Annotated in this window: 20 protein-coding genes; 11 read left to right on the top strand and 9 right to left on the bottom strand. The window is 74.6% G+C overall.

Going from position 1 to position 24,781, the window contains the following annotated elements:
• Positions 1 to 29 precede the first annotated feature (29 nt).
• A complete protein-coding gene (locus tag IF23_RS0104965; protein ID WP_030280203.1) occupies positions 30 to 863 on the top strand; it encodes a LuxR C-terminal-related transcriptional regulator in 834 nt (277 codons plus the stop codon).
• A 98-nt stretch (positions 864 to 961) separates the two neighbouring features.
• Positions 962 to 1,543, top strand: coding sequence for a GNAT family N-acetyltransferase (locus IF23_RS0104960; RefSeq protein WP_030280201.1), 582 nt, complete (start codon positions 962 to 964; stop codon positions 1,541 to 1,543).
• A 39-nt stretch (positions 1,544 to 1,582) separates the two neighbouring features.
• Here the strand turns inward: IF23_RS0104960 and IF23_RS0104955 are convergent, their stop codons facing one another.
• The 5 genes from IF23_RS0104955 to IF23_RS0104935 form a co-directional block, all read right to left on the bottom strand.
• A complete protein-coding gene (locus IF23_RS0104955) occupies positions 1,583 to 2,752 on the bottom strand; it encodes an XdhC family protein (RefSeq protein WP_030280199.1) in 1,170 nt (389 codons plus the stop codon).
• 32 nt (positions 2,753 to 2,784) lie between these two features.
• Positions 2,785 to 4,242 carry an NCS2 family permease gene (locus IF23_RS0104950; RefSeq protein WP_030280197.1) on the bottom strand — a complete coding sequence of 486 codons (1,458 nt, stop codon included), beginning with the start codon at positions 4,240 to 4,242 and terminating at the stop codon, positions 2,785 to 2,787.
• A gap of 163 nt (positions 4,243 to 4,405) precedes the next feature.
• Positions 4,406 to 6,790: a xanthine dehydrogenase family protein molybdopterin-binding subunit gene (locus IF23_RS0104945; protein WP_030280195.1), complete on the bottom strand. Its 2,385-nt coding sequence runs from the start codon at positions 6,788 to 6,790 to the stop codon at positions 4,406 to 4,408.
• A gap of 2 nt (positions 6,791 to 6,792) precedes the next feature.
• On the bottom strand, positions 6,793 to 7,389 hold the full coding sequence (locus tag IF23_RS0104940) for a (2Fe-2S)-binding protein (RefSeq protein ID WP_030280194.1): 597 nt from the start codon (positions 7,387 to 7,389) through the stop codon (positions 6,793 to 6,795).
• Positions 7,380 to 8,267, bottom strand: a complete 888-nt coding sequence (locus tag IF23_RS0104935) for an FAD binding domain-containing protein (RefSeq protein WP_030280192.1) — start codon at positions 8,265 to 8,267, stop codon at positions 7,380 to 7,382. The genes IF23_RS0104940 and IF23_RS0104935 overlap by 10 nt, the downstream gene beginning before the upstream one ends.
• A gap of 293 nt (positions 8,268 to 8,560) precedes the next feature.
• On the opposite strand from IF23_RS0104935, the gene IF23_RS0104930 reads away from it, so the two are divergent.
• The 3 genes from IF23_RS0104930 (at position 8,561) to IF23_RS0104920 (ending at position 12,723) form a co-directional block, all read left to right on the top strand.
• Positions 8,561 to 10,213 carry a PucR family transcriptional regulator gene (locus IF23_RS0104930; RefSeq protein ID WP_030280190.1) on the top strand — a complete coding sequence of 551 codons (1,653 nt, stop codon included), beginning with the start codon at positions 8,561 to 8,563 and terminating at the stop codon, positions 10,211 to 10,213.
• A gap of 404 nt (positions 10,214 to 10,617) precedes the next feature.
• A complete protein-coding gene (locus tag IF23_RS0104925; protein ID WP_425423800.1) occupies positions 10,618 to 11,541 on the top strand; it encodes a hypothetical protein in 924 nt (307 codons plus the stop codon).
• Between the two features lie 315 nt (positions 11,542 to 11,856).
• Positions 11,857 to 12,723 (top strand): hypothetical protein, encoded by an 867-nt coding sequence (locus IF23_RS0104920; protein ID WP_030280186.1) that lies wholly within the window; start codon positions 11,857 to 11,859, stop codon positions 12,721 to 12,723.
• Between the two features lie 45 nt (positions 12,724 to 12,768).
• On the opposite strand, the gene IF23_RS0104915 is transcribed toward IF23_RS0104920, so the two are convergent.
• Complete coding sequence (locus IF23_RS0104915) at positions 12,769 to 13,584, bottom strand: GntR family transcriptional regulator (protein ID WP_030280184.1); 816 nt, start codon at positions 13,582 to 13,584, stop codon at positions 12,769 to 12,771.
• 126 nt (positions 13,585 to 13,710) lie between these two features.
• Between IF23_RS0104915 and IF23_RS0104910 the strand changes: the two genes are divergently transcribed.
• Positions 13,711 to 14,550 (top strand): (2Fe-2S)-binding protein, encoded by an 840-nt coding sequence (locus tag IF23_RS0104910; RefSeq protein ID WP_030280182.1) that lies wholly within the window; start codon positions 13,711 to 13,713, stop codon positions 14,548 to 14,550.
• 7 nt (positions 14,551 to 14,557) lie between these two features.
• On the opposite strand, the gene IF23_RS0104905 is transcribed toward IF23_RS0104910, so the two are convergent.
• The gene (locus IF23_RS0104905; RefSeq protein WP_051739230.1) at positions 14,558 to 15,568 is read right to left on the bottom strand and encodes a hypothetical protein; all 1,011 of its coding nucleotides are present in this window, start codon (positions 15,566 to 15,568) and stop codon (positions 14,558 to 14,560) included.
• A gap of 48 nt (positions 15,569 to 15,616) precedes the next feature.
• Between IF23_RS0104905 and IF23_RS0104900 the strand changes: the two genes are divergently transcribed.
• The 5 genes from IF23_RS0104900 to IF23_RS0104880 all read left to right on the top strand — a co-directional run bounded on the left by IF23_RS0104900 (position 15,617) and on the right by IF23_RS0104880 (position 22,312).
• Entirely contained in the window at positions 15,617 to 16,219 is a 603-nt protein-coding gene (locus IF23_RS0104900) for a TetR/AcrR family transcriptional regulator (RefSeq protein WP_245654890.1), read from the top strand.
• A 338-nt stretch (positions 16,220 to 16,557) separates the two neighbouring features.
• On the top strand, positions 16,558 to 18,009 hold the full coding sequence (locus IF23_RS0104895; protein WP_030280176.1) for a glycosyltransferase: 1,452 nt from the start codon (positions 16,558 to 16,560) through the stop codon (positions 18,007 to 18,009).
• Positions 18,010 to 18,064: 55 nt separating this feature from the next.
• Positions 18,065 to 19,564: a DUF6056 family protein gene (locus IF23_RS0104890; RefSeq protein ID WP_030280175.1), complete on the top strand. Its 1,500-nt coding sequence runs from the start codon at positions 18,065 to 18,067 to the stop codon at positions 19,562 to 19,564.
• A gap of 127 nt (positions 19,565 to 19,691) precedes the next feature.
• Positions 19,692 to 21,026, top strand: coding sequence for a ricin-type beta-trefoil lectin domain protein (locus tag IF23_RS0104885; RefSeq protein WP_051739229.1), 1,335 nt, complete (start codon positions 19,692 to 19,694; stop codon positions 21,024 to 21,026).
• Positions 21,027 to 21,208: 182 nt separating this feature from the next.
• On the top strand, positions 21,209 to 22,312 hold the full coding sequence (locus tag IF23_RS0104880) for a DUF2637 domain-containing protein (protein WP_030280171.1): 1,104 nt from the start codon (positions 21,209 to 21,211) through the stop codon (positions 22,310 to 22,312).
• A gap of 45 nt (positions 22,313 to 22,357) precedes the next feature.
• Here the strand turns inward: IF23_RS0104880 and IF23_RS0104875 are convergent, their stop codons facing one another.
• Positions 22,358 to 22,831 carry an ATP-binding protein gene (locus IF23_RS0104875; protein ID WP_211266115.1) on the bottom strand — a complete coding sequence of 158 codons (474 nt, stop codon included), beginning with the start codon at positions 22,829 to 22,831 and terminating at the stop codon, positions 22,358 to 22,360.
• Positions 22,832 to 23,006: 175 nt separating this feature from the next.
• The gene (locus tag IF23_RS0104870) at positions 23,007 to 24,749 is read right to left on the bottom strand and encodes a pyruvate dehydrogenase (protein ID WP_030280167.1); all 1,743 of its coding nucleotides are present in this window, start codon (positions 24,747 to 24,749) and stop codon (positions 23,007 to 23,009) included.
• Positions 24,750 to 24,781 lie beyond the last annotated feature (32 nt).

Genomic DNA, 24,781 nt, shown 5'->3' with positions numbered 1-24,781 from the left:
GCGAGCCGGGGACGGACACGTCCGCAGACCTGGGGGCGGCTCTGGCGCGGTTGCGCCGCGGCAGCGGACTGCCGGTGGCGTTCGGCGGACTGCACGGCGGGAACGGCCGCTACCGGCTCAGTTCCCTGGCCGGTACGGCGACCGCCGCGCTGCGCGGTCTCGACATCCATCACGGCAACGGCGTCGGCGGCAAGGCGGTGGCGCTGCGCCGCCCGTTCACGGTGACCGACTACCACTCCTCCGTGGTGATCAGCCACGAGTACGACGCGGTGGTCGCCACCGAGGGGCTGCGGTCGGTGATGGCGGTGCCGGTGGTCGTACGGCGGCGGGTGCGCGGGGTGCTGTACGGCGCGCTGCGGACACCGGTGCGGCTCGGGGACGCGCCGCTGTCGGCGGCGATGGACGCGGCGCGGGAGCTGGAGGAGGCGCTGCTGCTCCAGGACGAGGCGGCGCGGCTGCTGGCGGCGGCGCGGCGACCGGCCGCCGATCCGGCGCGGTGGGAGGAGGTCCGCGAGGCCCACGGCGAACTGTGGACGCTGGCCCACCGGATCGCCGATCCGCTGCTGCGCCAGGAGATGCTGACGGCCTGTGGTCGGCTCGCCGCCGCCTCCCCGGACCGCGCGGCGCCGTCCGGCGAGGCGCCCGCGCTGCCCGGTCCGCGCGAGACGCCGACGCTGGCGCCGCGCGAGGTGGACGTCCTGGTGTGCGTCGCGGCGGGCGCCGCCAACGCCGAGGCGGCGGAACGGCTCGGCCTGCGCCCGGAGACCGTCAAGAGCTATCTGCGCTCGGCGATGCGGAAGTTGGGCACCCATTCGCGGATGCAGGCGGTGATCGCGGCACGGCGGGCGGGGTTGCTGCCGTAGGGCGACCGGGCGGGCCGGGGCGGCGGTGCGGGCGGGAGGCGGGGCCCGGTCCGGAAACGCCGTTGCCGCGCCCCCTTCCCGGCCGACATCATCCCGGCATGATCGATGCCTCCGCGCTTGACGAGAAGCCCGTGCTGACCGGGGAACGGATCCGGCTGGTGCCGTTGGGCGTACGGCACGCCGCGGCCTACCACGCCGCGACGGAGGACCCGGAGATCCGGCGGCTGACGGGCAGTCACCGGGAGTTCACCCCGGCGGAGATCGGGGCCTGGTGCGCGGGGGCCGTCACCCGGACCGGGCGGCTCGATCTCGCCGTCGAGGACCGGGAGAGCGGCCGCTTCCTCGGGGACATCGCGCTGCTGGACGTCGATCCGGACAACGCCCACGCCACCCTGCGGATCATGCTGGTCGCCGGGGCCACCGACCGCGGGCTGGGCAGCGAGGCCGTCCGGCTGCTGCTCGGCCACGCCTTCGACCGCGTCCAGCTGCACCGCGTCCAGCTGGAGGTCTGGGACTTCAACCACCGCGCCCGACGCGCCTACGAGCGCTGCGGATTCACCCTGGAGGGCCGGATGCGGCAGGCGCTGCGCTGGGACGGTGCCTGGCACGACGTCCTGGTGATGGCGGCGCTGCGGACGGAGTGGACGGACGGCGCCGGGCGGGCGGACGCCACCGGCTGAGCCGCGGCGCCGCCCGCCCCCGTACGCGAGCGGTCCGTGTCAGGCGACCGAGCCTATCCGCGGCGGCGGGTCCCGGTGGATGGGTGTGTGGGCGCCGGTGAGCGGGACGCCGGTGCCGCCGCGGCGGTTGGCGACGATCTCGGCGGCGATGGAGAGCGCGGTCTCCTCCGGGGTGCGGGCGCCGAGGTCGAGGCCGATCGGGGAGCGCAGCCGGTGCAGCTCCAGCTCCGTCAGCCCGGCCTCGCGCAGCCGCTCCAGACGGTCGAGGTGGGTGCGGCGGGAGCCCATCGCGCCGATGTACGCCACCGGGAGCCGCAGCGCCCGCTCCAGCAGCGGGACGTCGAACTTGGCGTCGTGGGTGAGGACGCAGAGCACCGCGCGGGCGTCCAGCTCCTGGGAGTCGAGGTAGCGGTGCGGCCAGTCGACGACGATCTCGTCGGCGTCGGGGAAGCGGCCCGTGGTGGCGAAGACCGGCCGGGCGTCGCAGACCGTGACGTGGTAGCCGAGGAACTTCCCCACCCCCGCCAGCGCGGCGGCGAAGTCGATCGCGCCGAAGACCAGCATCCGCGGCGGCGGCACCGAACTCTCCACCAGCAGCGTCACCGGCTCCCCGCACCGCGACCCGTCCGCGCCGATCTCGACGGTGGCGGTCCGCCCCGCCTCCAGCAGCGCCCGGGTCTCGGCGACGGCGGTGCGGTCCAGGTCGCGGTGGCCGCCGAGGGTGCCGGTGACGGTGGCGTCGGGGCGTACCAGCAGGGCGCGGCCCAGGAGGGCGGGCGGGCCCTGCACCACACGGGTGAGGGCCGCCGCCGCCCCGCGGGCGGCGGCGGCCAGCGCCCCGGCGAGCGTGGCGGCGTCCGCCGTCCGCGCACCGTCCCCGGCGTCCGCGGTATCCGCGGCGCGGACCGGGGTGACGAGGATGTCGATGGTTCCGCCGCAGGTCAGGCCCACGGCGAAGGCGTCCTCGTCGCTGAAGCCGAAGCTCTCGCGGACCACCTCGCCGCTCGCCAGGGCTTCCTGGCACAGCTCGTAGACCGCGCCCTCCACACACCCGCCGGAGACCGAGCCGACGGCCGTGCCGTCGGCGTCCACGGCGAGCGCGGCACCCGGGTGGCGCGGTGCGCTGCCGTGGGTGGCCACGACGGTGGCCACCGCGAAGTCGCGCCGCTGCTCGACCCACCGGTGCAGTGCGTCGGCGATGTCCAGCATCTCGAATCTCCTCAGGGAAGGGGGCGGGCGGGCTATCCGACGCCGAGCCAGCTTTCTATCGGGTGCAGGGCGAAGTAGACGACGAAGACCAGGGTCAGCGCCCACATGAAGCCCCCCACCTCACGCCATCTGCCCTGTGCCGCCCGGATGGCGGTGTAGGAGATGACACCGGCGCCGACGCCCGCGGTGATCTGATAAGTGAACGGCATCAGGGCGACGGTCAGGAAGACCGGGATCGAGGTGGCCCGGTCGCTCCAGTCGACGTGGGCGGCCGCGCTCATCATCATCGCGCCGATGACGACGAGGGCGGCCGACGCGACCTGCGCCGGGACCAGTTGGGTGAGCGGGGTGAAGAACAGGCAGGCGGCGAAGAGGAGGCCGGTGACCACCGCCGACAGGCCGGTCCGGGCACCCTCGCCGACGCCGCTCGCCGACTCGATGAAGACGGTCTGCCCGGAGCCGCCGGTCACCCCGCCGATGGCGCCGCCCGCGCCGTCCACGAACAGCGCGCGGGACAGGCCCGGCATCCGTCCCTGGTCGTCGGCGAGGCGTGCCTCGGTGCCGACGCCGATGATGGTGGCCATCGCGTCGAAGAACCCGGCGAGCACCAGCGTGAAGACGATCATGCCGACGCCGAGGCCGCCCAGGGACTGCCAGCCGCCGAACTCGACGTGGCCGAAGAGCCCGAAGTCGGGGGCGGCGACGGCGCCGCCGTGCAGCGCGGGGGCGGCGCCCTGCCAGTCCTTGTCGGTCAGCCCGGCGAGCTTGGTGACGGCGACGGACACCACGCTCCCGGCGACGATGCCGATGAGGATGGCGCCGGGGACCTCACGGGCCTGGAGCATGAAGATCAGCAGCAGGGTGAGGCAGAAGAAGAGCACCGGCCAGCCGGAGAGGTTGCCGGTGAGCCCGAGGGTGAGCGGGCCGCCCTCGCCCTTGCCGACGAATCCGGCCTTGACCAGCCCGAGGAGGGCGACGAACATCCCGATGCCCATGGTGATGGCGTGCTTGAGGGCCTGCGGGATCGCGTTCATGATCATCTCGCGGAGGCCGGTGACCACCAGCAGCATGATCACCGTGCCGTAGAGCACGCACATGCCCATCGCCTGCGGCCACGTCAGATGCGGGACGACCTGGGTGGTCAGCGCCGCCGAGACGTTGAGCCCGGCGGCGAGCGCCAGCGGCACCTTGCCGACGAACCCCATCAGCAGGGTGCACAGCGCCGCGCCGAGCGCCGTCGCGGTGACCACCGCGGCGTGCGGCGGTGCGTGGCCGGTGACGTCGGGGGTGCCGAGGATCAGCGGGTTCAGCAGCAGGATGTAACACATCGCCATGAACGTCGTGACGCCGCCGCGTATTTCACGGGCGGGTGTCGAGCCGCGGTCGGATATGTGGAAGTACCGGTCGAGCCACGCGCGTCCGGCGGGCTGACGCGTGCCGCGGCCCGCGTCGTCCGCCGTCGTCGGTGGCCGGGTGGACTGTGGGGTCATGGTGCCTGGCTCCCAGGGTGCGGAGGGAGCCCGCGCCGGGCGGGCTCCGGGACGGAACATCGGCTGCACGACCCGGGGGACGGCCCGAGACGGAGGGGGCCGTCCGGCACTGCGCGGACGGCGACCGGGCCGGGGTGCGGCGCACGCGCCCCGGCCCGGTGGCTCAGTTTCCGGTGAGGTGTTCGGGACGCACCGGCGTCCGGTTCAGCTCCAGGCCCGTCGCGTCGCGGATGGCCGCGAGGACGGCCGGGGTGGACGAGAGGGTCGGGGCCTCGCCGATGCCGCGCAGCCCGTACGGCGCGGCCTCGTCGGCGAGTTCGAGGACGTCGACCGGGATGGTCGGGGTGTCCAGGATGGTGGGGATGAGGTAGTCGGTGAAGGAGGGGTTGCGGACCTTGGCGGTCGCCGGGTCGACGAGGATCTCCTCCATCACCGCGACGCCCAGGCCCTGGGTGGTGCCGCCCTGGATCTGGCCGACCACCGACAGCGGGTTGAGCGCCTTGCCGACGTCCTGCGCACAGGCCAGTTCGACGACCTTGACCAGGCCGAGGGCGGTGTCCACCTCCACGACGGCGCGGTGCGCGGCGAAGGAGTACTGGACGTGACCGCGGCCCTGGCCGGTACGCAGGTCGAACGGTTCGGTGGGCCGGTGCCGGAACTCCAGCTCCAGATCGACGGCCTCCTCCCCCAGGACGTCCGCGAGATCTGCCAGCACCTCGCCGCCGTCGGTGACGACCTTGCCGCCCTCCAGCAGGAGTTCGGCGGTCGCCCACGCCGGGTGGTAGGCGCCGAACCGCTCCCGGCCCCGCTGGAGCACCTTCTCCCGTACCGCCTCGCAGGTGTTCTTCACCGCGCCGCCGGTCATGTACGTCTGCCGGGAGGCGGAGGTGGAGCCCGCCGAGCCGACCTGGGTGTCGGCCGGGTGGATGGTGACCTGTTGGACGCCCAGCTCGGTGCGGGCGATCTGGGCGTGGACGGTGACGCCGCCCTGGCCGACCTCGGCCATCGCGGTGTGCACGGTGACGACCGGCTCGCCGCCGACCGCCTCCAGCCGCACCCGGGCGGTCGAGTAGTCGTCGAACCCCTCGGAGAAGCCGACGTTCTTGATGCCGACGGCGTAGCCGACGCCGCGCACCACGTCCTCGCCGTGGGTGGTGTTGGAGAGCCCGCCGGGCAGCGCCCGGATGTCGGCGCCCTCGGTGGTCACCCACTGCTGCTCCGGCGGCAGCGGCATCGCCTTGACGCGGCGGAGCAGTTCGGCGACGGGCGCCGGGGAGTCGACGGGCTGCCCGGTCGGCATGACCGTGCCCTGCTCCATGGCGTTGATCCGGCGGAACTCGACCGGGTCCATGCCGAGCTCTGCTGCGACCTTGTCCATCTGCGCCTCGTAGGCGAAGCACGCCTGGACGGCGCCGAAGCCGCGCATCGCGCCGCAGGGCGGGTTGTTGGAGTAGAGGGCGAGCGCCTCGATCGCCACGTCGTCGACGACGTACGGGCCGACGGCGAGGGAGGCGGCGTTGCCGACGACCGCCGGGGAGGAGGAGGCGTAGGCGCCGCCGTCCAGGACGATGCGGCATCTGACGTGGGTGAGCCTGCCGTCCTTGGTGGCGCCGTGCTCGTAGTGGAGCCTTGCGGGGTGGCGGTGGACGTGGCCGAAGAAGGACTCGAAGCGGTTGTAGACGATCTTGACGGGTTTGCCGGTGCGGAGCGCCAGCAGACAGCCGTGGATCTGCATCGACAGGTCCTCGCGGCCGCCGAAGGCGCCGCCGACGCCGGAGAGCGTCATCCGGACCTTCTCCTCGGGCAGTCCGAGGACGGGGGCGATCTGCCGCAGGTCGGCGTGGAGCCACTGGGTGGCGACGTAGAGGTCGACGCCGCCGTCCTCGGCGGGCACCGCGAGCCCCGACTCCGGGCCGAGGAACGCCTGGTCCTGCATGCCGAAGACGTAGTCGCCGGTGACGACGACATCGGCGCGCCCGGCGGCGGCGTCCGCGTCGCCGCGGACGATCGGCTGGCGGTGGACGATGTTCGGGTGCGGGACGTGCGCCGCGTGGTGGTCGGTGCGGCGGTCGTGGACGAGCGGGGCGCCCTCGGCGGTGGCGGACGCCTCGTCGGTGACGACCGGCAGCTCCGCGTACTCGACCTTGATCTTGGCGGCGGCGCGGCGGGCGGTCTCCGGGTGGTCGGCGGCGACCAGCGCGACCGGCTCGCCGTGGTGGCGCACCCGGCCGTCGGCGAGGACCGGGGTGTCCTGGACCTCCAGACCGTAGTGCTTGACCTCGGTGGGCAGGTCGTCGTAGGTGAGGACCGCGTACACGCCGGGGGTCGCCAGCGCCTCGGAGGTGTCGAGGGTGACGATCTCGGCATGGGCGACGGTGGAGCGCAGGGTGTGGCCCCAGAGCATGTCCTCGTGCCACATGTCGGAGGCGTACGCGAACTCGCCGGTGACCTTGAGGGTGCCGTCCGGGCGGAGCGTGGAGGCGCCGATCCCGGCCGGGGCGGTGGAGCCCTGGGTGAGGCCGGTGGGGGTGCGGGTGACTCCGGCCATGGTCAGGCCCCCTGCTCTGCGGTCGGGGCGGCGGCGCGGGCGGCCGCGAGGCGGACCGCGTCGAGGATCTTCTCGTAGCCGGTGCAGCGGCAGAGGTTGCCGGAGAGCGCCTCGCGGATGTCGGCGTCGGAGGGCTCGGCGGTGCGCTCCAGGAGTTCGTCGGCGGCGACCAGCAGGCCCGGGGTGCAGAAGCCGCACTGGACGGCACCGGCGTCGATGAACGCCTGCTGGACGGGGGCTAGTTGGGCGTCGCTGCCGGGGGCGGGCCGGGCCTGCCAGCGGCGGGCGGTGTCGGGGTCGGTGCCGCAGGCGCCGGGGGCCCCGGCAGCGCAGCCGCGACCGGCGCGCTCCTCGGCGAAGTCCGCGAGCCCCTCGACGGTGACGACCTCGCGGCCCTCGGCCTGTCCGGCGGCGACCAGGCAGGAGCAGACCGGCACCCCGTCCAGACGGACCGTGCAGGAACCGCATTCGCCCTGCTCGCAGGCGTTCTTGGAGCCGGGCAGGCCCAGTCGCTCACGGAGCACGTAGAGCAGGCTCTCGCCCTCCCAGACGTCGTCGGCCTGCTGCGGGCGGCCGTTGACGGTGATGTTCACGCGCACTGTGCGCTCCTCTCCTGTCCGCGGTAGGACTCCCAGGTCCAGCCGAGGGTGCGGCGGGCCATCACGCCGACGGCGTGGCGGCGGTAGGCGGCGCTGCCGCGGACGTCGTCGATGGGGTTGCAGGCACCGGCCGCGAGCTGCCCGAACTCCCGGGCGAGGGACGGCGGGAGCGGTCCGCCCGACTCCCACAGCCCGGCCTCGTCCAGCGCCGCGGTGAGGAACTCCTCGGCGGCGGTGGCGCGTACGGGGGTGGGGGCGGCGGAGCCGATGCCGGTGCGTACGGTGCGGGTGTCGGGGTGGAGCGCCAGGCCGAACGCGCAGACCGCGATGACCATGGCGTTACGGGTGCCGACCTTGGAGAACTGCTGGGGTCCGGTGGCCTTGGGGATGTGGACGGCGCGGATCAGCTCGTCCGGCTCCAGGGCGTTGCGTTTGACGCCGCGGTAGAAGTCGTCGATCGGGATCATCCGGCGACCGCGCACCGATTCGGCCTCGACCTCGGCGCCGGAGGCGAGCAGCGCGGGGTGGGCGTCGCCCGCCGGGGAGGCGGTGCCGAGGTTGCCGCCGACGCCGCCGCGGTTGCGGATCTGCGGGGAGGCCACGGTGTGCGCGGCGAGCGCCAGCCCGGGCAGCTCGGCGCGGAGGTTCTCCATGATCCTCGTGTACGGCACCGACGCCCCCAGGCGTACGGTCCGCTCCCCGGTCTCCCACTCCTCCAGGTCGCGGATGCGGCCCAGGTCGAGCAGGTACGCGGGGCGGCGGTGGTCGAAGTTGATCTCGACCATCACGTCCGTGCCGCCCGCGAGGGGTACCGCCGAGGGGTGCTCGGCCTTCGCGGCGAGCGCCTCGTCCCAGGTGGCGGGGCGAAGGAAGTCCATCACGACTCTCTTCCAGGAATAGGGCGAAGTAGGGCAAAATACGGGAATCTCACAGAAGACTCTCGCTCGCCACCCACGGTGGAGTTCCACCGGTCGCGCCGCCGGCGAGCAGTTCATGTCCTGTTCATGCCGTCGGTGCCAGTCAACGCGGCCCCGCGCCCCGGGGTGCAGTCACCGAAACCATGAAGCGGTTGGCTGGCCACGCGGCCTGTCTTGTAGATTCGAACGAACGGCGGGGTCGGTACACCTCGCGGCATTCACGGCACCACCACACAGCACAGATCGGCGAGGTCATGCGGCTCCGCGCACTCCTGGACACGGCATCCCTGGGCCTGACCCTGCTCGGGGGCGAGGACGAGCTGGAGCGCTCGGTCCGCTCCATCATGACCACCGACCTCCGCGACCCCAGCCGCTATCTCTCCGGCGGCGAGCTGGTGCTGACCGGGCTGGCCTGGCGCCGCGAGCCGGGCGACGCCGAGCGGTTCGTCCGCATCCTGGTCGCCGAGGGCGTCGCCGGGCTCGGCGCGGGCACCGCGGAGCTGGGCCCCGTCCCCGAGGACCTGATCGCGGCCTGCGCCCGCCACCGGCTGCCGCTCTTCGCCGTCGCCGAGGCCGTCTCGTTCGCCTCCATCACCGAGTACGTCGTCCGCCAGGTCTCCGCCGAACGCGCCGGTGACCTCGCCGCCGTCGTCGACCGCCACCGCCGGATGATGACCTCCGGCCCGGCGGGCGGCGGCCCGGACGTCGTCCTGGACCTCCTCGGCTCCGACCTCGACCTGCGCGCCTGGGTCCTCTCCCCCACCGGACGGCAGATCGCCGGTTCGACCCTGACCGACCAGGGCCCCGAGCTGCCCGAGAACCGGGGCGCCCGGCTGGCCGGGGCCCATCTCGCCGCCGCCCGCGAGGGCCGCCGCGGCCCCTGCCGCGTCACCCTCGACGACACCGCGTACGCCCTCTTCCCGGTGCGCCAGGACGGTCGGGAGGGGCGCGAGACGCTGCTGTCGGAGTGGCTGCTGGCGGTCGAGGCGGACATCGCGGAGTGGCCCGCCGAACGGCTCGACCTGCTCCAGGGCGTCACCCAGCTGATCGCCGTCGAACGCGAGCGGCGCGACGCCGCGCGCACGGTGCGGCGGCGGCTCGCCCAGGAGGTGCTGGAGCTGGTCCAGACGGGCGCCGCCTCCACCGAGATCGCGGCCCGGCTGCGGCTGGCCGCCCCGGTGCTGCTGCCCGGCCCGGGCGGTGCGCCGCACTGGCAGATCGTGGTGGCCCGCGTCGAGTGGGACGGCGACGAGGGCCCCGGCGGCCCGGTGGCGCAGGCCCTGCTGGAGGAGGTCCTGGTGGCCCCCGGCGCCTCCGGGCCGGAGGCGTCCGACCGGATCGCGGTGGCCGACACCGGCGACGAGGCGGTGGCGCTGGTGCCGCTGCCCGCCACCGCCGACGGCGAGGGCGAGGGGCTGCACGCCACCGCGCTGCTCTCCGCCGTCGAGGAGCCGCTCGGCAGCGGACTGGCCGACGACGGCCGGCTGACGATCGGCGTCAGCGCGCCCGTGCACTCCGCCGACGGACTCCGCGGCGCCCTGGAGGAGGCCCGGCACGCCCGCCGGGTCGCCGCCGCCCGCCCCGGCCGGGTCTGCACCGCCGGGCACGAGGAGCTGGCCTCGCACGTCCTGCTGCTGCCGTTCGTCCCCGACGACGTACGCCGCGCCTTCACCGCGCGGCTGCTGGACCCGCTGCGCGACTACGACCGCCGCCACCGCGCCGAACTCATCCCCACCCTGGAGGCGTTCCTGGACTGCGACGGGTCGTGGACCCGCTGCGCCGGACGCCTGCATCTGCACGTCAACACCCTGCGCTACCGCGTGGGCCGGATCGAGCAGCTGACGGGCCGTGACCTCTCCCGGCTGGAGGACAAGCTCGACTTCTTCCTCGCCCTGCGGATGAGCTGAGTCCGGACGGCCCGCCACCGGATCCGTGGCGCCCCCGGGCGGGGCGCACGCCGGGGCAGGCGGCCGGGGACACCGCCGACGCCGTACGGGAGCGGGCCGCGCGGGGGCCGTGACGCCGCGCCGGGACCGGCCGTATCCGCCCCGCTCCCGGGCCCGTTCGGGGTACCACGATCGGGCGATGCCGGGGCGGTGTGCGCCGGGTGCGCCGGGTGTGCGCCCGGCCCGGCGGCCCGGTGCTCACCGGCCGTTCCCGGGGAGCGGAGCGGTTCCGGGGCGATTGTGAAAACTTTCACCCGAGCCCTTGGCCGCGCCACGGAATCCGTGCTGAGATGCGCCCACGGCTTCGGCCACGGCTTCCATTTCCAGCTCAGTTTCCAGCTCAATGGCGCGCTCGGGAGGGCAAGGTGGCGGATCCCGCTATGCCGAAATCCGCGAAACCCGAGGGATCCCCGGACGCCACCGCGTCCCCTGTGTCCCCGCGATCCACGACTTCGGCAGCGGCCCGCCGGGCCCCCGCCCCGCCCCCGGTCCCCGCGGCCCGTACACCCGGCGACGACCCGCTCGACCGCGCCGTGTGGCGGCTGCGCTCCCGCGGCTGCTGGGACGATGCCGCGGCGCTGCTGGAGCCGCACGCCGCCCGCAGCGCACCCGTCGCCCTGCACCGCGCCGCCCTCCTGGTGGAGCGCTGTATGTACACCGCCGCGGGCTGGGCGGCGGCGGAGGACGCGCTGCGCGCCGCGGAGGCGCTCGCCGCCGACGACGCGGAGCGCGGCGGCGCGGCCTGCGAACGCGGCCATCTCGCCTACACCGCCACGGTGTTGGGCGTCCGCGACCGCGCCGACGAGGCCCGCTCCGCGCTCGGCCGGGCCGCCGCGCTCCTCGCGCCCGGTGCGCCCGGGCGGCCGCTGCTGGACTTCCGGCGCGGGCTGATGTCCGAACATGTCGCGGACAGCCCGCAGTCCGCCCGCGCCGCCTACCGCCGGGCGCACGCCGGGGCGACCGCCGCCGGGGACGCCCTGCTGCTCTCCGCCACCTGGCGCCATCTCGCCGGACTCGCCCTGCGGGACGGCGAGGTGGCCGAGGCGCGGCACGGATTCGCCGAATCGCTGCGGATCCGGGAGGAGTTGGGGTTCCTGGTCGGCACGGCGCCCGCGCTGGTCGCCCTGGCGGACGCGGCGCCGGAGGACGACGCCGACCATCTGCTCGCCGAGGCGGCCCGCCTCTTCCGCCTCATGGGCGGCCTCCCCACCTGGCTCACCGGACGCTTCCCCCGCGCCCTGCTGGACGAGCACGACACCACGGACGGACCGGGCGCCGAGCCCACCTGACGGCGGGGCGCCCCGCCGCCCCGGACCCCGGGCCCCGTGCCGCCGCGGGAGCCCCGTCAACCCCTTGGCGTCGGCCATGCCCGCCCGCGGCGTCATCGGCCGAAAACCTACGGCGGCGGGGCCGGAACGGCCGCCGCGGCGGGCCGCCGTACCCGCGCAGCCAGGGCGTCCCGGCCGCGCCCGACGGCCGTCGCGGGCGCCCCGGGCCCGGGCCGGAGCGCCGAAAATGGCCGCAAGTGACGGTGCCGCCCCGGGGTCCGGGCTGGATGCTGGTCCGGTCCCCCCACCGTCCGGCAGAGCTTTCAGGAGGCATCCGTGGCAACTGAAGCGCACCGCCCCACCACCTCGTCCGACTGGGGCAAGGCTGATTTCGAGGCGATCTACAACTGCCCGGATCCACGCCGCTACTTCACGACGCTCCAGCCGCTCGACTACCAGATACCCCACCACGGCCAGGCGGTGTTCCGCGCCGCCGTCGACGCCCTGCACCGCCGCCGCACGGACCGTCCGCCGTTGCGCGTCGTCGATCTGTGCTGCTCGTACGGGATCAACGCCGCGCTCCTCAACCACCGGCTGACCCTCGCCGACCTCTACGACCGCTACACCGCCCCCGGTCCGGACGGCGCGGCGGGGGTGGCGGCCGACCGCGCGTACTTCGCCACCCGGCGCCGGGACGACGCGGTCCATCTCACCGGCATCGACGCGGCGGACCGGGCCGTGCGCTACGGGCGCGAGGCCGGGCTGCTGGACGCGGGCTTCGCGGAGAACCTGGAGACCGCGCCGCCCACCCCCGCGCTGCGCGCCGCGCTCGCCGGGACCGATCTGATCACCGTCACCGGCGGCGTCGGCTACATCACGGCCCGCACGTTCGGGCATCTCCTCGACGCGGTGACCGCGCCGCCGTGGATCGCCGCGTTCGTGCTGCGCACCGTCTCGTACGGCCCGGTGGCCGATCTGCTGGCGCGCGCCGGGCTGGTGACGGAGAAGCTGCCCGCCCGAACGTTTCGTCAGCGCCGGTTCGCGGACGACGGCGAGCGGCGGGCGGCCTTCACGGCGCTGGCCGCGCACGCCCTGCCGACCGACGGCAAGGAGGCGGACGGCTTCTACCACGCCGATCTCCACCTCTCCCGGCCCGCCGCCGATGTCGCGGCGCTCCCGCTGGAGAAGCTGGTGACGGACTGACCGCACACCGTACGAGCCGCCCGGCCGGACCACCGGCCGGGCGGCTCAGGACCGGTGCCGGGCGAGCGAGAGATGGTCGCGGGCGAGGCGCTCGGCACGGGCCACCTCACCGGCGGCCAGCGCGTCCACCAGCGCCACATGCTGGGCGGCGTCCGCCTGGAGGTCCGCCGGGCGCGGGCGGGGGCCACCGGCCGGGCGGCGGGCCCGGCGGAGCAGGTCGTCGACGACCGCGGCCAGCCGCCGGTTGCCGGTGAGGGACATCAGGGCGTGGTGGAAGGCGCGGTCCGCCTCGGCGTACCCGGGGCGGTCGCCGCACGCCGCGGCGGCGACCCCGTCGGCGGCCAGCGTCCGCAGCCCCTCCCAGCGCTCCGGGCCGAGCACCGCGCCCGCCAGCCGGACCACCGCCGGGACCTCCAGCATCGCCCGGACCTCCGCCACCTCGGTGAGGTCGCGGATGCTGTGCTCGGCGACCCGGAAGCCGCGGTTGGGCACCACCTCGACCGCGCCCTCGCCCGCGAGCTGCTGCATCGCCTCCCGGACCGGGGTCGCCGAGACGCCGTACCGCCCGGCGAGCGCGGGCGCGGAGTAGACCTCGCCCGGCGTCAGGTCCCCGGCGAGCAGCGACTGCCGCAGCGCCGCGAGGATCTGCGCGCGGACGGAGTGACGCTGCGGCCGGACGACGGGCGGCACGGCCTCCGGGCGGGGCCCGGCGGCGGCCGTCCCGGGGGCGGCACGCTCCTCCCGGTCCGTGCCGGGAGCGGTCCGCTCCGCCGTGGGTCCGCTCCGGTCCGCGACGGGACCGGCCTGGGCGGGCACCCGGGGACGGGCCGCCGGTCCGTGGTCCGCTGTGGCCTGTTCCATGGGGGCGCCTCCTGACATCCCCCGAACTGTAGGCGCCGAGGGCGAAGGTTCCCAGCTCGCGCCCCACGGGTAGGCATCCGCTAAGGTAAGCCTTACCTGCCAACGATCGCGATTCGGTGGTCTCGCATGCCCTCTGCCCTCGCCACGTCCGCCCGCACCTCCCCGCTCTCCGGCGCCTACGCGCGGCTGACCGAGGTCTTCCCCGCGCTGCGGGTCACCGAGGCGGACGCCGCACTGCCGGAGGGCGACGGCTGGGTGACCGCCGCCGCCCTGGCGGCCGGCGGCGAGGCCCTGGAATCCTTTCTGACCTGGGACGATGCACAGATCCAGCGGGACTACGGCACCCGCGGCCGCCCGGACGTCGTGGCCTCCTTCGCACTGCACCGCTACGGCTGGCCCGCCTGTCTGCTGATCACCGTGCCGTGGTTCCTGCACCGTCGGGTGCCGTCGCTGCCCGCCGCCGATGTCGCCTTCCACCGCGAGGAGGGCCGGATGGCGGTACGCGTTAGCTCGTTCGCCTGTCTTCCCGACGACCCGGCGGCGGAGCTGCCCGGGGCGCGGGTGGTCCCCGACGAGGAGGCGCTGCGCGGTGCGGTGCGCGAGGCGGTGGCCGAGCATCTGGGGCCGGTGCTGGACGGCTTCCGCGGCCGGATGCGGCGCGGACCACGCGCCCTGTGGGGCATGGCGTCCGACGAGATCGTCGAGGGGCTGTGGTACCTCGGGCACCTGCTGGGCGAGGAGCGGCGCGCCGTCGCCGAACTGGAGCGGCTGCTGCCCGGCGCCACCGCCCCGTACGTCGGCTCCGCCGCGTTCCGCGAGCTGACCGGGCCGGACGGTGCGGCGCTGCCGACCCGGGACCGCGCCAGTTGCTGCATGTTCTACACGCTGCGCCCCGAGGACACCTGCGTCACCTGCCCCCGCACCTGCGACGCCGACCGGGTCGCCCGGCTGACCGCCACCGGCTGAGCCCGTTTCAACCGGCCGGCCGGGCCCGTACGGTGCGGCGCGCCGCGACGTACAGCAACACCACCACGCCCAGCAGCGCCGCGCCGCGTGAGGCGTACAGCACCGGCTGCGGGGTGTGCTGCGGGTTCACGGCGAAGGCGAGGCCCGCGTAGAGCAGCAGCGCGGCGGCGGCGACGGCCAGCCGGTGGCGGCGGCCCCAGCCCGACCGCCGCGACCAGCGCACGAGCAGCACCCCGAGGAGCGTCAGCGCGGCCAGCGCGACGGCCACACCGCGCCAGGCCCACTGGTCGTTGAGGGTGACGAACGCGGCGAGCAGCGCCAGCGCGACGAGGCCGACGCCCCACGGCGGCGGGACGGTGCCGGTCGTCCGTGCGGTGCGCCGCGGCAGCGCGAAGGCGGCGCCGACGGCCGCCGCCACCGCCACCCCGACGGCGACGAGCTGCCCGGGCCGGGCGTGGAAGCCCGGCACGACGACCAGTTGGTAGGTGAAGAAGACCGCCCCGGCGACATAGACCACGGCGAGCACCGCCGTGCCCTTCCACCCCAGCCAGGGGCGTCCGGCGCGCTCCGGTACGCAGGACTCGATCACGGCGACGGGCGCGCCGAAGCTCCAGATCACATGGCCGACGAGGAAGGTCAGCAGCTGGCTGGCGTCGACGTCGAGCCCGGGCAGCAGGGTGGGCAGCGGGCCGTCGGCGAAGTCCCGGTGGTTGAAGAGCGATTGGTCGATCCAGCCCGCCTGGATCAGCCCCACCGCCGTGGCGAGCAGCAGCAGGGTCGGCCAACCGCGGCCGGTGCGCCGGGTGAGGTCGCGGATCAGCACCGCGGGCGCGCCGTAGATCGGCAGTACGAACACCACGGCGGCCAGCAGATCGACGGGGCTGGTGAGCACGCCCTGGTAGCCGACCAGGTACTCGGCGCAGTAGGGCGACAGCAGGAGCAGACCGGCGACCGGTGCGGCCCGGCGCCACCACGGGCGCCGGACGGACGGGGCGAGGACAGCGGACTCTGAGGACACCCCGGCACATTAACAGAGCAGCCACTCTATTATTCAAGGGTGCGTACCGTGAACCCCGAAGTCCATGCCCGCCGCCGCGCCGCGATCGTCGAGGCGGCGGCCGCCGAATTCGCCACCCACGGCGTCGACGGCACCAGCACCGCGGCGGTCTGCCGCCGGGCCGGTATCGGCTCCGGCACCCTCTTCCACTACTTCGCCACCAAACGGGAGCTGTTCCACGCGGTCTTCGCCGACGATCTGCCGCGCACCGCCCGGCGCTGCGCCGAGGCGCTGGCCGCACCCGACCCGGACACCGGGCTCGACCTGCTCACCGGCCATCTCATCGACGAACTCACCGATCCGCTGGCGCCCGGACTCGCCTCCGCCGCGCTCCTCCAGGCCAACCGCGACCCGGAGTTCGCCCGGCTGCTCACCGCCCTCGACGCACAGCTCCAGGAGGCGTTGACGACCCTGCTGGCGCGGTTGGCGGAGCGCCCCGGGCGCACCCTGCCGCTGCCCGCGCCGTCCGCCGCCCGCTGGATCCGCAACCTCATCGACGCCGCCCATCTCACCGCCGACGCCGCGGAGCGCGACATCACCACCGCCGAACTCCGGCTGATCCTGTCGTGGTTGACGGGCCGCCGGGAAATGCCTCCGGGGGAATCCCCGTGAATCCCCCGCGGTCAACTCACCGCACGCGCCTCGGCATTACCGCCGCGTAATGCATTGCCCCCGCCTTTTCCCGTTCCCGCCGGGAAAGGGCGGGGATTGGGCCGTTCGGGTCAGCCCGGCACCCGAGGGCGTGTGGCGAATGCGTGGGGCGCGTTCTGTGATGAGATGCGGCCGTGGGGTGTGAAGGGGAGCCGGGCCGCCCGTGCCGTTCGGAGGAACGCAGGGGGCATCACCCGAATTCCGGAACGGCGTACCGGGCTCCGGCACCCGCCCGTTCCGCCGCGGCACACGCCCCGATCCGGTACGGAAATCATCCGTACCGATGCGAGGAGAGCAAGGTGACCACCCTTCAGATCTCGGTTGTGGTGCCGTGCTTCAACGAGGCAGCCGTCATCGAGACCTTCCACACGGCGCTCGTCACCACCCTCGGCCACACCGGGGAGCCCTTCGAGATCTGCTACGTCGACGACGGCAGCGCCGACGGCACCGGAGCGCTGCTGCGCGCCCTCGCCGCCGCCGATCCCCGCGTCCGCTACACCTTCTTCAGCCGGAACTTCGGCAAGGAGGCGGCCATGCTCGCGGGGCTGCGGATGTCCCGCGGGCGGGCGGTGGTGCTGATGGACGCCGACCTCCAGCACCCGCCGGAGCTGATCCCGCGGATGGTCGCCCTCCAGCGGCACGGCTACGACCAGGTCGTCCCGCGGCGGGACCGCGCCGGGGACGCGCTGGCGCGCACCGCGCTCAGCCGCACCTACTACGCGCTGGTACGCCGCTTCATGGACGTGGAACTCGTGGACGGCGCCGGGGATTTCCGGCTGCTGTCACGGCGCGCGGTGGACACCGTGCTCTCCCTGCCGGAGAACAACCGCTTCTCGAAAGGCATCTTCTCCTGGATCGGATTCGAGACGGTCACCTTCCGCTACCGCAATGCCGAACGCGCCGCCGGATGTTCGAAATGGGGTAGCAGACGACTGCTGAATTACGGCATCGACGGCCTCCTCTCCTTCAACAACCGCCCACTGCGCCTCGCGATCTACGGCGGACTCTGGGTCTTCCTCTCCGCCCTCGCCTACGCCCTGTGGGTCGTCGCCAATGTCGCGCTGAACGGTGCGAACGTCCCGGGCTATGCGACGCTGCTGACCGCCATCGTGGCGCTGAGCGGAATTCAGCTCGTCACACTCGGCGTCATCGGCGAATACGTGGGCCGCATCTACCACGAGGCGAAACGCCGACCGCCGTACGTCGTCCGGGAGACCGACGCCGCACCGGCGACCGATCCGGTGCCCGGGCCCGTACCGGTGACGGCGGCGACCGGTCCGGAGCCCGCGCCGCGCCCCGCCCGGCAGCTCCCGCGCCTCCCCCGGCAGCTCGCCGTCTTCGTGCTGATCGGCTTCGCCAACACCGCCGTCTACCTCGCCGTCTACGCCGCGCTCAACCGCACCGTCCCCTATCTCGCCGCGCACGTCCTGGGCTACGCGGTCAGCACGGTCGGGTCATTCCTGCTCAACTCGCGGTTCACCTGCCGCACCCGGCCCACCTGGCGGGGGCTCGTGCGCTATCCGCTGTCGAGCGTCTTCAACCTGGTGGCGTCCGGTGCGCTGCTCTACCTCGCGGTCAGCCGGTTCGGGATGGACCGGAACCTCGCCGCGCTCGGCGCCGGGGTCCTCGTCACCCCCGTCACCTTCCTGCTCGCCCGGTGGGCCATCACCTCCGGCGGCGCGGCGTCCGCTCCCCCGCGCCGGACGGCCGCACCGCTCGGGCGACCGGCCGACCGGCCCGAAGCGGGCTGACCACCTCACGGACCGGCCGCCCGCGCGGGCGGCGACGTCGAAAGGCAGTACCGCCATGGCCGACCGCGCCACCACCGTCCCCCACGAACCGGGCCCGGCGCCGCAGCCGGTGCGGGCGCCCGGCGCGCCGGAGCCCGCCGCCCGGCCCGGCGGTCGCCGGGTGGCGCTGCTCGCCCTGGCGCCGCTGACGCTCCTCGCCGTCGCGTCGTGGTCGGGCCGCTGGGTGCGGCCGAGCGGCGACGAGTGGTGCTTCCTGCCGGTGGTCCGCGACGGCGGCGTCGCCGCGCTGGTCGACACCTTCTACGCCAAGGACAACGGGCGCGTCGTCAACGCCCTGCTGGTCGGCGCGTACGCGCGGTTCGACGTGGCGGGCCACCAGTGGTTCCCGCTGCTCAGCGGCTTCCTGATGCTGGGGATCCTGTGGGCGGTGACGGCGGCGGCGCTGCGCCGGGCGGCCGTCACGGCGCCCGCCGGGACCGCGCCGCTGGTCGCCGCCGTCACCGCCGTGCTCTTCCTCTTCGCCTCCCGGAACACGTACAAGACGTTCTTCTGGCCCGCCGCGTCGGTGTCGCACACCCTGCCGCCGGTGCTGGCCTGCGCGGCGGCGCTGCCGCTGCTGCGGGCCCGGACGCGCAGCGGGCGGCGGCTCGCGGTGGCCACGGTGGGCGTCGCGGGCGCGCTGATGGCGACGCTGTCGGAGGAGACCACCGTCGTCGCGGTGCTGGTGCTCGCCGCCGCCTGGCTGCTCGCCGGGCGGATCGCCGGGGCGCGGATGCGGCCGTTCCTGCGGCGCTGGTGCGCGGCGGGCCTGGCGGGCGCGCTGCTCGGCGGGGTGCTGCTCTACACCTCGCCGGGGCTGCGGATCCGCCGCGAGCGGCACGACGCGGCGACCTCGCAGCTCTTCGCCCCCGACTCGCTGCTCGGCGCCCTGGAGGGGTTCGCCCGCATCCTCGGGATGCTGCTGACGCACTGGCCCTACCTCGCCGCCGTCGCCGTCGGCGTGCTGCTCGCCCTGCTCACCCGGCCCACCGGCGACGCCCCGCCCCGCCCCCCGCGCGGCGCCGCCCCGCTCGCCGCCGCCGGTGCCGTGGTCTTCCTGCTCTCCGGCTATCTGTGCACGCTGCTGGCGTATCCGGTCTTCGGCGGCCATGTGACGTCCTCGACCCGTATCTGGAACGACTTCCTCTTCCTCTACCTGGTGCTGCTGGTCGGCGCGGGCGTGCTGCTGGGCCGGGCGGTACGGCGGCGGGTGCGGCGGACCGGCCCGCCGCTGGTGGCCGCCGCGGCGGTCTGTGCGGTGGTCTGCGCCGCGCTCCTGGTCGATCTGGTGCACCTCGACACCGCGATGCGGGCGCGGGCGCAGGCGTGGGAGCGGCAGGACCGGTCGCTGCGCGCCGCGGCGGCCGCCGGTGCGCGCACGGCGCCGTACACGCCGCTGGTCATCGCGCGGATGACGGAGCCGTTCGACGCGCACGGCACCCCGCGCTGGTCGGCGCCGTGCGTCGCGCACTACTACCACCTCGACCACGTCACCCGCGGGACCCGGCGGCCCTGACCCCGGTACGGCCGCGACCGCCCGGGTGAACGCCGCGGCGCGCCGGTTTCCGCGCCGGGCCGTGGCGGCACGCTCAGTCCGCGGCCCGCCCCGCGGCGACGGCCGTCCAGGCAGACCGGGAGGGCGCATGGCTGACGGACCCCGCACGGCCGGGCGGCGCCCGCGCCCCGGCCCCGTCGCGGTGGCGGCGCTCCTGCTGCTCCTCGCGCTGACGCTGACCGCCCTGCTGACGCCCACCGGCCCCGCCGCCACCGGCGATCCGGCGTCCGCCCGGGCCGCGCCCTGCCGCCGGACGCTGGTGGGCGTCGCGCACGAGGACGACGACCTGCTCTTCGTCACCCCGCAGCTCCAGCACCTGCTGGCCGCCCGCTGCCCGGTGCACACCGTCTATCTGACCACCGGCGACGCGGGCCACGCGGCGCCGCTCAACGGCTACGTCCTCGACCGCGAGCACGGCGTCCGCGCCGCCTACGCGCAGCTGGCCGGTGCCCCGAACGTCTGGCGCCGCGACGACCTGCCGGTGCGGGCGGCGCGCATCCCGTCGTTCACGCTGGCCGGACGGCCCGAGGTCCGGCTGACGTTCTTCGGCCTGCCGGACGGCTTCCCGTACGGCGAGGGCAGCGCCGCGCACCACCGGCAGAGCCTGCTGAAGCTCTACCGCGGCGAGGAGCGCGTCCTGCACTCGACCGACGGCACCCGCGCGTACACCGACAGCTCCCTCGTCGACGCGCTGTCGGCGCTGGCCGGGAAGGGGGGCACGGACAGTTTCCGGACGCTGGACTTCGACAGCACCCGCTTCGGCGCCCCCGCCGACCCGCTCGCCGACCACAGCGACCACGCCGTCGCCGCCCGCTACTTCCGGCGCGCCGCCTTCGCCGTCCAGGCCCGCCCCGACGTCCGCGGCTACCTCGGCTACCCGCTGAGCACCCTGCCGCCGAACCTGACGCCGGAGCAGGCGGTGCGGAAGACGGACGGGTTCGACGCCTATCTCCGCGGCGTCACCTGCGTCCCGCTCCGCTGCCCCCAGCCGCATCCGACGGGCCTGTACCGGGGGTGGCTGCTCCGGGAGTACCCGCGGACGCACCGGGAGCCGCGGGACGGCGAGATCATGTCGGGCATCGGCGACACGGACCGGCGCGGCGCCGTGGAACGCTGCCTGGACGCGAGCGCCGCCCCGGCGGTCCGCACCCGGCCGTGCGACGGCTCCCCGGCCCAGTCGTGGCGGTCCGGCCCCGGCGGGCGGCTGCGTCCGGCGACCGGGCAGCTGTGTCTGACGGCCGCCGCCGCGCCGGGCCTGGCACCGTGCGACGGGCCCCCGGGCCAGACCTGGTGGACCGACGGCCGGGGCCGGATCGGCTCCGGCGACCGCTGTCTCCACCAGGACGACATGATCCGTCCCGCCCCCACCCTGCGCCTGGCCCCCTGCACCCCGTACCGCCCGGAACTCCTCTGGCGCCGCTGACCACACGGCGCCGATACCGAACACAGCTCGGCGCACCCTTACGTACGTTCGACGGACACGCCGACAAGGGCGGTGCTCCTCGCACCCCTTGGCGTTCACTTGTCCCGAATCCCGGGGCGCGGGCGGCGACTTCCGTCAAGGTGGCGCGCGAAAACGCGTACCACTACCCGAAGGATCCCCGAATGAGAATGACCGACACGGCACTGGACTGGCTGGTTCCGGGGGTGCTGCTGCTCGCCGGGGTGCTGACCGCCGGGGGTGTTCTGCTCTTCAGCAGGCGGGCGGCGAACCGGTCGTCGTCCGGCGAGGACTCCTGGGAGCGCAGCGAGGAGCGTCGCCGCCGCAAGGAGACCGTCTACGCCATGGCCTCCTACCTGCTGCTGTTCTGCTGCGCGGCGGTGGCCGCGGCGCTCTCCTTCCACGGTCTGGTCGGCTTCGGCAAGCAGAACCTCAACCTCTCCGGCGGCTGGGAGTACCTCGTCCCGTTCGGGCTCGACGGCGCGGCGATGTTCTGCTCCGTGCTCGCCGTCCGCGAGGCCAGCCACGGTGACGCGGCGCTCGGCTCGCGGCTGCTGGTGTGGACGTTCGCCGGGGCCGCCGCCTGGTTCAACTGGGTGCACGCGCCGCGCGGGCTGGACCACGCGGGCGCGCCGCAGTTCTTCGCCGGGATGTCGCTCTCGGCGGCGGTCCTCTTCGACCGGGCGCTGAAGCAGACCCGGCGCGCGGCGCTGCGCGAACAGGGGCTGGTGCCCCGGCCGCTGCCGCAGATCCGGGTGGTGCGGTGGCTGCGGGCGCCGCGGGAGACGTTCGCCGCCTGGTCGCTGATGCTGCTGGAGGGGGTGCGCTCGTTGGACGAGGCGGTGGAGGAGGTCCGGGAGGACCGCCGGGAGAAGAACCTGCGCCGGATGCGCCGCCGCGACCAGGGCCGGATCGACCGGGCCCGGATCCGGGCGCTCAACCGGCAGCACCGCAGCTGGGGCCTGCGCCGGGGAGCACGTCAGCTGCCGGTGGAGCCGTCCGCGAGCCCGTCCGGTGCGCTGCCGGAGCCCGCCGCGGCAGGTGAGCCGCAGCCCGTCGGCGAGGCGCCGCGGCCGTCCGCGGAGGGGCTGCCGTCGCCGTCCCGTCCGGCGCTGAAGGCCGTCAGCGGCGCCGAGGCGGACGCCGCCCGGGCCGCCGGGGCGCGTCCGCAGACCGTCGATCTGACGGCGGAGGACGACACCCAGACACTGCCGCGGCTGGACTCCCTGGAGGAGAAACTCGCCGAGATCGAGCGGCAGTTCGGCTGAGGTGACCGGCGGACCGCGCCGGGCATCCCGCCCCGTGGGCGCCGCTCAGGCCGGTCCGCCGCCCAGCTCGAACCAGACGCTCTTGCCGAGGCCGTGCGGCCGTACGCCCCAGGCGTCGGCCAGGGAGCGGACGAGGATCAGGCCCCGGCCGGAGGTGCCGTCGCCGGTCGGCGGGCGCGGCTCGGGGCGGGTGGCGGCCCAGTCCCGCACCTCGACCCGGAGCCGGTCGGTGACGGTGGCGGTGAACACCGCGCCGCCGGTGGTGTGCACCAGGGCGTTGGTCACCAGCTCACTGACGAGCAGCGCCGCCGTGTCGCGGAGCCCGGCGGACGCCGGACCGTCCCAGCGGTGCAGCAACTCCTGTAACGCGTGCCGTACTTCCGCGACCGCCTCCAGATCGGCGGGGCGGATTCTTCGCTCCAGCACTCCTGGTGTGCGGGCGACCACCGCGGTACCCCGGCCCCCCTCGGCCACCGCACCGTGTCGCTCGCCGTCCTCGCGCCGCACAGGCTGACGCATCTCTCCCCCGCCCCCAGACGTCCCACCGGCTCTCTCGAACAGCCTCACGGAGATGCATGCCCACGGGGAAAGGCGACATGCTTCGACTTTCACAGGTCCACCCCACCGGGCGCCCGGCCGCACGCGGAACGCCGCGATCCGGACATCCGGCGTTCACCTCTTGCATGACACCACGTCACATACGGGGAATGTTGCGCAGGTTGGACCGCGCCATCTGAAGCATCCGCCCGACACCGCCGTCCAGCACGATCTTCCCGGCGGAGAGCGCGAAGCCGGAGACCATCTCGGCGCTGACCTTCGGCGGGATGGAGAGCGCGTTGGGGTCGGTGACGACATCGACCAGCGCGGGCCCCTTGTGCGCGAACGCCTCGCGCAGCGCGCCCCGTAGCTGCTTGGGTTTCTCCACCCGGATCCCGTGCGCGCCCGCCGCCCGGGCGACCGCCGCGAAGTCCGGGTTGCGGTTGGTGGTCCCGTACGACGGCAGGCCCGCGACCAGCATCTCCAGCTCGACCATGCCGAGCGAGGAGTTGTTGAACAGCACCACCTTGACCGGCAGGTCGTACTGGACGAGCGTGAGGAAGTCGCCCATCAGCATGGTGAACCCGCCGTCGCCGGACATCGACACGACCTGCCGTCCCGGGTCGATGAACTGCGCGCCGATCGCCTGCGGCAGCGCGTTCGCCATCGAGCCGTGGGTGAACGAACCGATCACCCGGCGGCGGCCGTTGGGCGTCAGATAGCGGGCCGCCCAGACGTTGCACATACCGGTGTCGACGGTGAACACCGCATCGTCGTCGGCCTCGTCGTCGAGGACGGAGGCGACGTACTCCGGGTGGATCGGGATGTGCTTCTCGACCTTGCGGGTGTACGCGCTGACCACACCCTCCAGCGCGTCGGCGTGCTTCTTCAGCATCCGGTCGAGGAAGGCGCGCTGTGACTTGATCTGCACCTTGGGCGTCAGACAGCGCAGCGTCTCGCGGACATCGCCCCAGACACCGAGCGCCAACTGCGAGCGGCGGCCGAGGTGTTCGGGCCGGACATCGATCTGGACGATCTTCACATCGTCGGGGAGGAAGGCGTTGTACGGGAAGTCGGTGCCGAGCAGGATCAGCAGATCGCACTCGTGGGTCGCCTCGTACGCCGCGCCGTAGCCGAGCAGTCCGCTCATGCCGACGTCGTACGGGTTGTCGTACTGGATCCACTCCTTGCCGCGCAGGGCGTGGCCGACGGGTGCCTTGACGCGTTCGGCGAACTCCATCACCTCGGCGTGGGCGCCCGCGGTGCCGCTGCCGCAGAAGAGCGTGACCTTGCCCGCCGCGTCGACGAGTTCGGCGAGCCGGTCGATCTCGGCGTCACCGGGGCGGACCGACGGGCGGGCGGTGACCAGCGCGTGTTCGATGGCGCGGTCGGGCGCCGCCTCGGCCGCGATGTCGCCGGGCAGCGAGACGACGGAGACGCCGCTGCGGCCGACGGCGTGCTGGATGGCGGTCTGCAGCACCCGCGGCATCTGCTGCCGACTGGAGATCATCTCGCTGTAGTGGCTGCACTCGGCGAACAGCCGGTCCGGGTGGGTCTCCTGGAAGTAGCCGGTGCCGATCTCGCTGGACGGGATGTGCGAGGCGAGCGCGAGGACCGGGGCCATCGAGCGGTGGGCGTCGAAGAGCCCGTTGATGAGGTGGAGGTTCCCGGGGCCGCAGGACCCGGCGCAGGCGGCGAGCTTGCCGGTGACCTGCGCCTCGGCGCCCGCGGCGAACGCGGCGGTCTCCTCGTGCCGCACCTGGACCCAGTCGATCGCCCGCGAACGGCGGATCGCGTCGACGACGGGGTTGAGGCTGTCGCCGACGACGCCGTACAGCCGTTGCACCCCGGCCCGCGCCAGGATGTCCACGAATTGCTCGGCCACGGTCTGCTTCGCCATGTCCCGCCCGCTCCTTCGCCGCCGTCGGTGAG

Origin of the sequence: Streptomyces catenulae (assembly GCF_000718015.1) — a bacterium.
GTDB lineage: Bacteria > Actinomycetota > Actinomycetes > Streptomycetales > Streptomycetaceae > Streptomyces > Streptomyces catenulae.
This window is presented reverse-complemented; position numbering and strand designations above follow the sequence as displayed.

Bases quoted from the DNA above. Each gene is read 5' to 3' on its own strand.
- IF23_RS0104960 (WP_030280201.1), top strand. From the start codon at position 962: ATGATCGATGCCTCCGCGCTTGACGAGAAGCCCGTGCTGACCGGGGAA.
- IF23_RS0104955 (WP_030280199.1), bottom strand. From the start codon at position 2,752: ATGCTGGACATCGCCGACGCACTGCACCGGTGGGTCGAGCAGCGGCGC.
- IF23_RS0104950 (WP_030280197.1), bottom strand. From the start codon at position 4,242: ATGACCCCACAGTCCACCCGGCCACCGACGACGGCGGACGACGCGGGC.
- IF23_RS0104945 (WP_030280195.1), bottom strand. From the start codon at position 6,790: ATGGCCGGAGTCACCCGCACCCCCACCGGCCTCACCCAGGGCTCCACC.
- IF23_RS0104935 (WP_030280192.1), bottom strand. From the start codon at position 8,267: ATGGACTTCCTTCGCCCCGCCACCTGGGACGAGGCGCTCGCCGCGAAG.
- IF23_RS0104930 (WP_030280190.1), top strand. From the start codon at position 8,561: ATGCGGCTCCGCGCACTCCTGGACACGGCATCCCTGGGCCTGACCCTG.
- IF23_RS0104915 (WP_030280184.1), bottom strand. From the start codon at position 13,584: ATGGAACAGGCCACAGCGGACCACGGACCGGCGGCCCGTCCCCGGGTG.
- IF23_RS0104910 (WP_030280182.1), top strand. From the start codon at position 13,711: ATGCCCTCTGCCCTCGCCACGTCCGCCCGCACCTCCCCGCTCTCCGGC.
- IF23_RS0104890 (WP_030280175.1), top strand. From the start codon at position 18,065: ATGGCCGACCGCGCCACCACCGTCCCCCACGAACCGGGCCCGGCGCCG.
- IF23_RS0104885 (WP_051739229.1), top strand. From the start codon at position 19,692: ATGGCTGACGGACCCCGCACGGCCGGGCGGCGCCCGCGCCCCGGCCCC.
- IF23_RS0104880 (WP_030280171.1), top strand. From the start codon at position 21,209: ATGAGAATGACCGACACGGCACTGGACTGGCTGGTTCCGGGGGTGCTG.
- IF23_RS0104875 (WP_211266115.1), bottom strand. From the start codon at position 22,831: ATGCGTCAGCCTGTGCGGCGCGAGGACGGCGAGCGACACGGTGCGGTG.
- IF23_RS0104870 (WP_030280167.1), bottom strand. From the start codon at position 24,749: ATGGCGAAGCAGACCGTGGCCGAGCAATTCGTGGACATCCTGGCGCGG.